This window comes from Protofrankia sp. CiP3, assembly GCF_917627345.1.
Lineage (GTDB): Bacteria > Actinomycetota > Actinomycetes > Frankiales > Frankiaceae > Protofrankia.
Genome location: NZ_CAKJTM010000007.1, coordinates 86,527 through 97,757 on the forward strand (window position 1 = coordinate 86,527; position 11,231 = coordinate 97,757).

The window sequence follows — 11,231 nt, forward strand, 5'->3', positions numbered from 1 at the left end:
CGCGGGACGCGGCTAGCTGACCGAGCGCTCGCTGGGAACCTGGCGGGCCTGGGCCACGACGTGATCGACGAACCCGTAGTCCTTGGCCTCCTCGGCCGTGAACCAGCGGTCGCGGTCGGAATCCCGCTCGATCTGCTCGATCGGCTGGCCGGTGTGGAATGCGATCCGTTCCTGCATCATGCGCTTGGTGTAGAGCATCTGCTCAGCCTGGATGGCGATATCGGAGGCGGTACCACCGATGCCGCCGGACGGCTGATGCATCATGATCTTCGCGTGCGGAAGCGAATACCGCTTGCCGGACGCACCCGCGCACAGCAGGAACTGTCCCATGGACGCGGCGAGCCCAAGCGCAACCGTCGCCACATCGTTCTCCACGTACTGCATCGTGTCATAGATCGCCATACCAGCGCTGACGGATCCACCGGGAGAGTTGATGTAGAGGAAGATATCCCGGCTCGGGTCCTCGGCGTTGAGTAGCAACAGCTGGGCACAGATCGCGTTGGCGATCTGATCCTCGACTACCGAACCCAGGAAAATGATCCGCTCGCGGAGCAGACGGTTGAAGACCTGTTCGTCGAAACCGACCCCACCCTGCCCCGGCGAACGCAGCTGTGGGGCGACCAGGCTCGGGGCTGCGATATTACCCACGGTTAGCTCCTCGGTTTCCTCGCGCTGGCGACGGCTGATCTGACCGTCTCGACACTATCTGTGACCCGCGCCAGTTCCGGGACTTCACCCTCGATGTTCGCGCTGGGCGTGAGGGCGGGCTGGCCCAGCGGCGGTTAATCCGGGCATTGCGGGCAATCGACTCCCTGGAGAGACCAAGAGCGCCCGAGGATAGGGCGTTCGATCAGTGAGCGGCCCATCCGCGCCCGGTCCGGCAAGGTTGCGGAGGAAGGCGCCCTGGTGCTGGGCGCCGACTGACGACAACACGGCGAGGTGCGTGCCCCAGCCCCGCGGCGCCGCGTCCCTGTTGCCGGGCGCTACAGCGTGGGGCGGCATCACAAAGCCACGACCGCGCGGCTGACCAGCCGCAGGCCCAGGCCAGCGGGCGCTCCGGCCGTATGGAACGCGCAGTGGCCCCCGGACGGGATATCCGGGGGCCACTGACAACCGTTCACCCGGCCACGGACGGACCAGCCGCTGGGCGACTCAGCCGCTGGGCGCGGGATCGGTCGACCCGCCCGCATCCTCCGCATCGGTGTCCGTGGCGGCATCGACATCAAGATCAACCTCTTCGATGTCCTCGATGTCCTCGTCCGGCAGGACGATCGGTGACGACTGATCAGGCGGCACCACCTCGCTTCCAGCCGTGTCAACGACCTTCACCTGTCGCAGCAGGAAGGCGAGTGCCTTGCTCCGCAGCGTGTCAGTCATGATCGCCGAAAGGCCATCCCCCTGGGCGAGCTGCTGAGCGAAGACCTCGGGACTCATGCCCATGCGCTGCGCCCGACCGATCACCTGCTCCATCAGCTCGCCCTGATCTATACCGAACCGCTCGGCATCAATCACAGCGTCCAGGATGAACTGCGACTTCAGTGCCTTCTCGACGAGTCGCCGCACGTCGTCGAGGCGCTCCTCGTCGGTCCGGCCAAGTGTTCTGAGGTAGGTCTCACGGTCAACGCCCATCCGTTCAAGATCATGAACGAAACGATGCTCGCGAGCCTCGACCTCGCCATCGAGGACCGAGACCGGCAACGGCACGTCAACACGCTCGATCAGAGCGTCGAGAACACGCTCACGCGCCTGCCCGAGCTGGTTGCGCTCGGCATCACGGACAAGACGCTCCCGGATGTCCGCAAGCAGCTCCGCCAGCGAGTCGAACTCGCTGGCGGTGGTGGCAAAGTCGTCGTCAAGCTCGGGGAGCTCACGCTCCTTGACACCCCGGACGGTGGCCGTGACCTCGGCCGAGCTGCCGGCAAACTCACCGGCGAGCAGTTCGGTCACAAAGGTACGGCTCTCTCCTTCGCCGGCACCGATGACCGCCGCGTCCAGACCGTCGATCAAGGTGTCGCTACCGACCTCGTAGGACATACCGGCAGCCTCGGCACCCTCGACGACCTCACCGTTCACGGTCGCGGAAAGGTCGAGGGAGATGAAGTCGCCGGTCTGCACCGGGCGTTCGACCGGCTTGAGCACGGCGAAGCGCTCACGCATGGTCGTCAGTTCCGCATCGACCTGCTCGTCAGTCACCTCGAGCGCGTCAACGATGACCTCAAGGCCGTCATAGTCGGGAAGAACGATGTCCGGCCGGACGTCCACCTCCGCTGTGAAAACCAGCGGGGCACCGTCCTCGAACGAACTGATGCCGACCTCGGGACGGGACAGAACGTCTACGTCCTCCTGCTGCACGGCATCGGTGTAGAAGCGCGGCAAGGCGTTCTGGATGGCCTCCTCGAGGATCACTCCCCGGCCAAGACGCTGGTCAAGGATGCGCGGAGGCACCTTGCCCGGCCGGAAGCCGGAAACCCGGACTTCCCGTGCGAGTTTGCGGTAGGCGGCGTCAACGGATGGCTTGAGCTCGTCGAAGGGCACCTCGACGGTCAGCTTGACCCGGGTGGGACTTAGGGTCTCCTTGGTGGCCTTCACGGCGCGGCTAACTCCTGATGCGGCAGTGGATCGGATGGACGCGCCGAGATTACCGGTCGGGGCGGGGAGACTCGAACTCCCGATCTCCTGCACCCAAAGCAGGCGCGCTAGCCACTACGCTACGCCCCGAGGCGTTGCTTCAGTATCCTACGGGGTAGTGTAAGCGACGCTCCGCGGGTGTAGCTCAATGGCAGAGCCCCAGCCTTCCAAGCTGGCCATGCCGGTTCGATCCCGGTCACCCGCTCCACTCTGGGTGAGGCGTGTCCCGCCCACGCCGAACCAGATCGTTCCGCCATACCAGCCCGGGGGGCCGAGCCCCCCGGAACCCCCACGTCCCCCACCGAGTCCCACCCACGCCGAACCAGATCGTTCCGCCATACCAGCCCGGGGGGCCGAGCCCCCCGGAACCCCCACGTCCCCCACCGAGTCCCACCCACGCCGAACCAGCCGTCAGTCCGCGGGCACGAGAGTCGTCAGGCAGAACGGGTGACCCGCCGGGTCGAGGAGCACACGCCACCGGTCCGGGGATGGCTGCTCGTCGGCAAGCCGTGCGCCGATGGCAATCGCCTGAGCCTGCACCGCTTCAAGATCCTCGACTGCGAACTCCATGTGCGCCTGCTGCGGGATGCCGCCCGTGGGCCACGTCGGGGGTCGATGGTCCGGGACCCGTTGCGCTGTGATCCAGACAGGCGGCCCCTTGACCGCGACGAAGTCCTCACTGCTGAAGGCGATCGCGCCGCCGGTCAACTCCGCGTAGAACCGAGCCAACGCATGGGGCTCGGAGCAGTCGAACGAGATCGCCGCCAGGCGTGCGACACCAACCACCGCTTGCGCTCCCCACCAATTGATCACCAGCAGTTGACCGGCACTGATTGCACCTGCTGACACATCCCGTACGACAGGCGTACCAACGATAACGTCAGCCGCTGACAGGCAACGCCCAGGGCGGATGGCCCGGCCCCGACCGGAGGCGAGACGCTTCGGGTGGCTTCGCTCGGCGGTGCCGGTAACGTCTGGGTGTGAACGCCACCCTCGTCGCCAAGGGCCTGGCTGCCGGATACGGCGGGCGAGCGCTGTTCAGCCAGGTCGATCTGGTGCTCGGCCCAGGCGATGTGATCGGAGTGGTCGGGGCGAACGGCGCGGGCAAGTCCACCCTGCTGCGCATGCTCGCGGGTTTGGCCAGCCCCGAGCACGGCACGGTGGTACGCACCCCGTCGACGGCCTCGGTCGGCTACCTCGCGCAGGAGCCCGATCGCCGTCCCGGCGAGACCGTGCATGGCTTCCTCGCCCGGCGCGCTGACGTGACCGACGCCCGGCGCCGGCTGGACGACGCGGCCGCCGCCCTGTCCCGTCAGGAGCCCGGTTCGGACGACACCTACTCGACAGCGCTGGACCGCTGGCTCGCGCTGGGGGCCGCCGACTTCGACGAACGCGCGGCGGTGGTGGCGGCCGACATCGGGCTCACGATCGACCTGGACGTGCCGATGACGGCGCTGTCCGGTGGCCAGGCGGCCCGCGCGGGGCTCGCCGCGCTGCTGCTCAGCAGATTCGACGTCTTCCTGCTCGACGAGCCGACCAACGACCTCGACCTCGACGGGCTGGCCCGGCTGGAGACGTTCGTCACGGGGCTGCGGGCCGCGGTGGCGGTCGTCAGCCATGATCGGGAATTTCTCGCCCGTACCGTCACCGCGGTGCTGGAGCTGGATCTCGCGCAGCAACAGGTCAGCTTCTTCGGCGGCGGCTACCAGGCCTACCTCGACGAACGGGAGGTGGCCCGGCGGCACGCCCGGGAGGCCTATGAGCAGTACGCCGACCGTCGCGGCGCGCTGACCGAACGCGCCCAGACCCAACGGACCTGGATGGACAAGGGCGTGCGGAACGCCCGCCGCAAGTCCACCGACAACGACAAGATCGGGCGAAACCTGCGCGCTGAGACGTCGGAGAAGCAGGCCGCCAAGGTCCGGCAGACCGAACGCCTGATCGAACGCATGGAAGTCGTCCCTGAACCGCGCAAGGAATGGGAGCTGCGGATCGCGGCGGCCCCGCGCTCCGGTGCCGTGGTCGCCGTGCTGACCGACGCGGTCCTACGTCGCGGCAGCTTCACCCTGGGACCGGTGACCGCGCGGCTGGACTGGGGCGACCGGGTGGCCATCACCGGGCCCAACGGAGCCGGCAAGTCGACGCTGCTGGCGGCGATCCTCGGCCACCTGCCGGTCGACGGTGGCCGGGCGTCGCTCGGTTCCGGGGTGCTGGTCGGCGAGGTCGACCAGGCTCGAGCGCTGTTCACCGTCGACGCCCCGGTTCTCGACGTCCTCGCCCGGTTGTTGCCCGAGCTGGTCACCGCCGACCTGCGGACGCTGCTGGCCAAGTTCGGCCTGCGAGCGGATCATATGAAACGGCCGGCCACGACCCTGTCACCCGGCGAACGCACCCGCGCGGCGCTCGCGCTGCTGCAGGCACGCGGGGTCAATCTGTTGGTGCTGGACGAGCCGACGAACCATCTTGACCTCCCCGCGATCGAGCAGCTGGAAGCGGCCTTGGCCGACTACACCGGCACCCTGCTCCTGGTGACCCACGACCGCCGCATGCTCGAGGTGGTCCACACCACGCGTCAGTGGCAGGTCACGGCTGGTCAGGTCGTCGAGGGGAGCTGAAGGCGCCGGCCCTGAAAACGCCGGCCGTCGCGGCCCCGGGTCCGCGATCCGTCAGGCACCATCGGATTTACCATGACGCTCGCCGACCAGCTGCCCGCAACTCCGGAGCCCGACGATATCTTCGACGCGTTCACCGCGTGGGCGCAGGGCCAGGGGCTCGCCCTGTACCCCGCGCAGTCCGAGGCGCTCATCGAAGTGGTCTCCGGTTCCAACGTCATCCTGACCACCCCGACCGGGTCCGGCAAGAGCCTCGTGGCCACCGGTGCCCATTTCACCGCGATGGCCCACAAACAGCGCAGCTTCTACACCGCGCCCATCAAAGCGCTGGTGTCGGAAAAATTCTTCGCGCTGTGCGCCACGCTCGGGACGGACCGTGTCGGGATGATGACCGGGGACGCCGCTGTCAACGAGGACGCTCCCGTCATCTGCTGCACCGCCGAGATCCTGGCGAACATCGCCCTGCGCGACGGTGCCGACGCCGACGTCGGCCAGGTCGTGATGGACGAGTTCCACTTCTACGCCGACCCCGACCGGGGCTGGGCATGGCAGGTGCCGCTGCTGGAACTGCCCCGCACGCAGTTCATCCTCATGTCGGCGACCCTGGGTGACGTAAGCCGGTTCGAAACGGACCTCACCCGCCGGACCGGCCGTCCCACCGCGGTCGTCCGCTCCGCTGTGCGCCCGGTGCCGCTGTTCCACCACTACGTGACCACCCCGCTGCACGAGACGCTCGAAGAGCTTCTGAACACCCACCAGGCGCCTGTCTACGTCGTTCACTTCACCCAGGCGTCGGCGCTGGAACGGGCGCAGTCACTCATGAGCATCAACGTGTGCACCCGGGCGGAGAAGGACGCCATCGCCGAGATGATCGGCGGGTTCCGGTTCACCGCGGGGTTCGGCAGGACCCTGTCCCGCCTGGTCCGCCACGGCATCGGTGTCCACCACGCCGGCATGCTCCCCAAGTATCGGCGGCTGGTGGAGCTGCTCGCCCAGGCCGGGCTACTGAAGATCATATGCGGTACCGACACTCTCGGTGTGGGGATCAACGTACCGATCCGCACGGTCGTGTTCACCGCGCTGTCCAAGTACGACGGGACCCGGACCCGCCACCTGAGCGCCCGGGAGTTCCACCAGATCGCCGGCCGGGCCGGCCGGGCCGGTTATGACACGGTCGGCACCGTCGTCGTGCAGGCGCCCGAGCACACGGTGGAGAACGAACGCGCCCTGGCCAAGGCCGGCGACGACCCGAAGAAACGGCGAAAGATCGTCCGCAAGAAGCCGCCGGAGGGGTTCGTCTCCTGGGGCGTGCCGACATTCGAACGGCTCGTGGCCGCCGAGCCCGAGCCCCTGACGTCGAGTTTCACCGTCAGCCACTCAATGCTGCTCAATGTGATCAACCGTCCCGGCGACGCCTTCACCGGCATGCGGCACCTGCTCACCGACAACCACGAGCAGCGTCCGGCGCAACGCCAGCACATCCGCCGGGCCATCGCCATCTACCGGGCGCTGCTCGCCGCCGGCATCGTCGAGAAACTCGCCACCCCGGACGAGACGGGACGCACCGTGCAGATCACCGTCGACCTGCAACTCGACTTCGCGCTCAATCAGCCCCTGTCGCCCTTTGCGCTCGCCTCGCTCGAGCTGCTCGACCGGGGCTCGCCGAGCTATCCGCTGGATGTTCTGTCGATCATCGAGGCCACGCTGGACAATCCACGCCAGGTCCTTTCCGCGCAACAGTTCAAGGCCCGCGGTGAAGCCGTCGCCCAGATGAAGGCGGACGGCGTCGAGTACGAGCGTCGCCTTGAGCTGCTCGACGCCGTCACCTACCCCAAGCCGCTGGACGAGTTCCTCGGTGCCGCGTTCGCGATATACCGGCGTGGCCATCCCTGGGTCGACGATCACGAGCTCGCGCCCAAATCGGTGGCCCGGGACATGTACGAGCGAGCCATGACCTTCGTCGAGTACATCGGCTTCTACGGCCTGGCCCGCTCCGAGGGGCTGCTCCTGCGCTACCTGGCCGATGCCTTCAAGGCCCTGCGGCAGACGGTGCCCGAGGACGCCCGGACCGAGGAGCTCACCGATCTGACCGAATGGCTGGGCGAGCTGGTCCGGCAGGTCGACTCGAGCCTGTTCGACGAGTGGGAGCAGCTGCGCAACCCGACGCCGGACGCGCCTTCGGCACGGATCGACGAACGGCCGCCCGCGGTGACGACCAACATCCGCGCGTTCCGGGTCCTCGTCCGCAACGCGCTGTTCCGTCGGGTGGAGCTGGCCGCGCTGCGCCGCTACGACGATCTCGGCGCGCTCGACGCCGACGCAGGCTGGGACCGCGACCGGTGGGCACAGGCCCTCCAGCCGTACTTCGACCTGCACGGCGAGATCGGCACCGGGCCCGACGCCCGCGGACCGGGACTCCTCATCATCAACACCGAGCCGGGACGCTGGACGCTTCGGCAGATCTTCGACGATCCGGCCGGCGACCACGACTGGGGCATCAGCGCCGAGGTGGACCTTGCCGCCTCGGACGAAGCCGGCGCCGCCGTGCTGCACGTCACCGCCGTCGATCAGCTGTAGGGCGGGCGGATGACCGCGACCGGGCAGAGCGCGTAGCGGACACACTGATCGCTCACGGAGCCGAGGAGGAGTTCAGCGAAGCCCCCGTGCCCGCGGGCGCCCATCACCAGCAGCTGCGAGGTCGTGGACTCCAGCAGCAGGGCACGGGCGGCCGAGTCGACGACCACCTCGCTGCTGACGCACAGCCGTGGTGAAACGTCCCGCAGCCCCTTGTCGAGCGCATCGTCGAGTACATCGTTTGCCTGATCGACAAGAGCTCGGCCGGACGAGGCGAGAAACTCCGGATAGGGCGTGGACGCGACCTCCAGCGCGTGTATCACCCGTAGCGGTACATCACGGTATGTCGCCGCACGGGCCGCCCACGCCAGCGCGGCCAGCGACGATGGCGAACCGTCCACACCGACAGCCACCGGCCGGCGGTCGCCGGGCACACCGAAACCCCGCCCCCGCACGACGACGGCCGGAACCGCGCCGTGCTGGACGACCGCCTGGCCCACCGACCCGCGGGGAGAGCAATGAAGCAGACCATGATCGCACGAGCCCACGACCACCATCGGCGCGTGCTTCGACGCCGCCAGCAAGGCGATCACCGCGGGCTCGTGGACCACCCGCCGGACCACCGCGGGAGGTGGCTGGCAGGCCGGGAGCCGAGCAACCGCCGAGTCGAGAACCGCAGCCGCCGTCGCGGTCAGCCCGTCGCGATCAGTAACGCACGCCTGCCGGTGAACGGTCCTGGGCTGGCCGTCCGCAGTCCATGCCAGCACAGCGGTCACAGAGCGCCGATGCATGGCCGCGGTATGCCAGGCCCACCGCAGTGCCTCGACAGAACCAGGCGAGCCGTCCACCCCGGCAACGATCCCTGGCCGTGCGAAAATACTACCGTCTGTCATTGCCGTCCTCCCCACACCGCTCTGGGCGCCGCTCGTTTTGATCATTACGCTGAGGGCGCCCGGGTGCCGGGAGCATCCGGACACAGTGGCGCAGACGTCTACTGGAAACGCCTGCCTCGGCTGCCTGGCACGGCTGCCTGGCGGCGGATACCTGGCGCGGCCGCGCGGAAGCACCGGCGAGGCGCTGGTCACAATCGCGGTGTCAGGCTCCGGCGGGAGCCCCTGTCCGGGGAGGAGGGTGGTCGCGTTACCCGGACGCGCTCGAGGTGGACGCGCGCAGCATCGCCCGGACCCGCATGAGCGCAAAACCAAGAAGATTGCGTCCCGGCCAGGCTGACGGAGCCTGCGCACGTATGTCGTCAGCGGTCAGGCCGATCCCCCACACCCGGTCCAGCGGACTGGCCTCCACCAGTACCCGCTCGCCGGTACCGAGCAGATAATTACGCAACGGCGGATGCTGGTCGAACTTCGCGGCGTTGCCCTGGACCACGATGTCGAAGGAGCACTCGCTCCACACTGCCTCATCGAAACCGCGGACCTGCCGGCCGTGCTTTTTCGCGGCTGCCGGATCAGCCGCGGCGAGAACCGCCCGTGCCGCGGCCACGTCGCCGAACAGCCGGGCCTTGCGTTCCATCATGAAATGCTCAGCCGTCGGATAACGCAGACCGTCCACAGTGAACGCGGAGGGCCACCATTGGCTCAGACAGCCCACGCCGACGCCACGGCCACTGCCCCGCGGTGGATGGTGCCCCCAGAAAAACAGGAGATCCAGCGCGTGCCCGGCCTGTTCCAGCAGGACCAGATCCTCGACCTGGGAGGCGTTCGCCGGCGTGGTCACGGCCTGATGGTCGCACGAGTCGCCTCTCCTTCAACGGCATTCCCACCAGTCGGACCACCCCTGCCCTCAACCGGCCGGGACGGTGCTTCAGCTGGCCGGGGCCGCGTTTCAGCCGGCCGGGACGGTGACCGCCGATCGCGTTGAACCGACGAACGCCGCGCGGGACGCCCGGCGCAACGTTGCGGTACCGGCGGTAGGAAGAGGGCTACGATCTGCAAGTCGCATGACAACTGCATCGGTGAGACCTTTGTCAGAAGGGCCCTTGCCCGCGTGGAAGATCTTTGTTATATGATCCCCGTTACGGACCTGTCATCGTGCGCATGTGTCATTGACCCAGTCTGCGAGCCGCCCCCTCAGGCTGATCTCTCCCGGGTTCCGCGAGACACGATCAGCAAGATCACGGATGTCCCCGTCCGGCGCGAGATCACGTACGACCAGAGCCGCCAAGCGGGCTGTCTGCGCGCTCGCGCGGATGTCGGCGGACCGCGCGTCGATCTGGGCACAGACCGCGCTGGTACCGGCCTGCCTCGTCTCCTGCGACACCGAGCCACAACCGACGAGCCCGACAAGCCCGGCGAGCCCGGTGGCGACCGCCACCGTCACCACCGGCCGCGGCATCGGTAAGAGCCTGTCGCGAGCCACGGGCAGCCCCCTCTCCGGGTGTTCCGCGCGCCGCCTGCATCCGCCCGCGGTATCCCGGTGACGGTATCCGCCCGCAACGCCGCATCCAACGCGACCGCGCCGATTCACAACAGTCCGGTTGAGGACACCGCCTCGGCCGAGGGCGGCACGAGCCGGCTAACGTCGGGTGGTGCGAGTAGCGACGTGGAATATCAACTCGGCGAAGGCACGGCAGGCGCGTCTGATCGAATGGTTGGACCGGGTCCAGCCGGACGTGGTCTGCCTACAGGAGACCAAGCTTTCCGATGACGCCTTCCTGGAGCTCTTCGATGAAGATCTCTTCCGGCGCGGCTACACCGTCGCACATCACGGGGAGGGCCGATGGAACGGCGTCGCGATCTTCTCGCGAGTCGGCCTGGGCGACACCGAGCGGGGACTCGCCGACGCTCCCGGCTTTCCCGGGCCAGAACCCCGGGCGCTGGCCGCGACCTGCGGTGGCATCCGAGTCTGGTCGCTTTATGTGCCAAACGGCCGGGCAGTGGACGATCCGCACTATACCTACAAGATCAACTGGCTCGCCGCGCTACGGGTATGCGTGGAAAAAGCCCTGACGACCACGCCGGTACTCGCCTGCGGTGACTTCAACATCGCTCCCACCGACGCCGACGTATGGGACCCGGCCGACTTCGTCGGCGCCACCCACGTCACCGAGGCCGAGCGACAGGCCCTGCGGGAGCTCACCGCCCTCGGCCTGGTGGACGTCACACGCAAACGGTGGCCGGACGAACAGATCTTCACCTACTGGGACTACCGGTCGCTGATGTTCCCGAAGAACAAGGGAATGCGCATCGACCTCGCCCTTGCCAGCGGCCCGGTCGCCGAGCGAGTACGAGCGGTCTGGGTTGACCGGCAGACCCGCAAGGGCACAGGCGCATCCGACCACGCACCGGTGGTCGTCGACATTGACGAGGCACCGGATGGGGACATCGGCCCGATGGTCCCGCCGCCCTCCCCACCCTCCCCGCGCGCGCAGCGCCGCCGGCTGACCGGCTGACCGGCTGACCC

The 11,231-nt window shown here is 68.2% G+C and carries 9 protein-coding genes and 2 tRNA genes; 4 read left to right on the forward strand and 7 right to left on the reverse strand.

All coding sequences use genetic code 11. The annotated features are described in order from the left end of the window. Positions 1-12: 12 nt before the first annotated feature. The 3 genes from MJ797_RS04475 to MJ797_RS04485 form a co-directional block, all read right to left on the reverse strand. Complete coding sequence (locus MJ797_RS04475; protein WP_305039257.1) at positions 13-648, reverse strand: ATP-dependent Clp protease proteolytic subunit; 636 nt, start codon at positions 646-648, stop codon at positions 13-15. 504 nt (positions 649-1,152) lie between these two features. Then, on the reverse strand, positions 1,153-2,589 hold the full coding sequence (tig, locus tag MJ797_RS04480) for a trigger factor (RefSeq protein WP_239332087.1): 1,437 nt from the start codon (positions 2,587-2,589) through the stop codon (positions 1,153-1,155). A 56-nt stretch (positions 2,590-2,645) separates the two neighbouring features. Next, positions 2,646-2,718, reverse strand: a tRNA-Pro gene (locus MJ797_RS04485). Positions 2,719-2,762: 44 nt separating this feature from the next. Between MJ797_RS04485 and MJ797_RS04490 the strand changes: the two genes are divergently transcribed. Continuing rightward, positions 2,763-2,836: transfer RNA gene (locus MJ797_RS04490), tRNA-Gly, on the forward strand. A 203-nt stretch (positions 2,837-3,039) separates the two neighbouring features. Here MJ797_RS04490 and MJ797_RS04495 read toward each other — a convergent pair. Next, on the reverse strand, positions 3,040-3,414 hold the full coding sequence (locus MJ797_RS04495; RefSeq protein WP_239332089.1) for a VOC family protein: 375 nt from the start codon (positions 3,412-3,414) through the stop codon (positions 3,040-3,042). Positions 3,415-3,608: 194 nt separating this feature from the next. Between MJ797_RS04495 and MJ797_RS04500 the strand changes: the two genes are divergently transcribed. Then, positions 3,609-5,243, forward strand: a complete 1,635-nt coding sequence (locus MJ797_RS04500; protein WP_239332091.1) for an ABC-F family ATP-binding cassette domain-containing protein — start codon at positions 3,609-3,611, stop codon at positions 5,241-5,243. Positions 5,244-5,315: 72 nt separating this feature from the next. Continuing rightward, positions 5,316-7,817: an RNA helicase gene (locus MJ797_RS04505; RefSeq protein WP_239332093.1), complete on the forward strand. Its 2,502-nt coding sequence runs from the start codon at positions 5,316-5,318 to the stop codon at positions 7,815-7,817. Here the strand turns inward: MJ797_RS04505 and MJ797_RS04510 are convergent. From MJ797_RS04510 to MJ797_RS04520, 3 genes are all read right to left on the reverse strand, one after another. Next, positions 7,808-8,707 carry a universal stress protein gene (locus tag MJ797_RS04510; protein ID WP_239332095.1) on the reverse strand — a complete coding sequence of 300 codons (900 nt, stop codon included), beginning with the start codon at positions 8,705-8,707 and terminating at the stop codon, positions 7,808-7,810. The genes MJ797_RS04505 and MJ797_RS04510 overlap by 10 nt on opposite strands. Positions 8,708-8,954: 247 nt before the next feature. Then, complete coding sequence (locus MJ797_RS04515; protein WP_239332097.1) at positions 8,955-9,545, reverse strand: NADAR family protein; 591 nt, start codon at positions 9,543-9,545, stop codon at positions 8,955-8,957. 309 nt (positions 9,546-9,854) lie between these two features. Beyond that, positions 9,855-10,163, reverse strand: coding sequence for a hypothetical protein (locus MJ797_RS04520; protein ID WP_239332099.1), 309 nt, complete (start codon positions 10,161-10,163; stop codon positions 9,855-9,857). Between the two features lie 193 nt (positions 10,164-10,356). Here MJ797_RS04520 and MJ797_RS04525 point away from each other — a divergent pair, with 193 nt between their 5' ends. Next, on the forward strand, positions 10,357-11,220 hold the full coding sequence (locus MJ797_RS04525; protein ID WP_239332101.1) for an exodeoxyribonuclease III: 864 nt from the start codon (positions 10,357-10,359) through the stop codon (positions 11,218-11,220). The last annotated feature ends 11 nt before the right edge of the window (positions 11,221-11,231 follow it).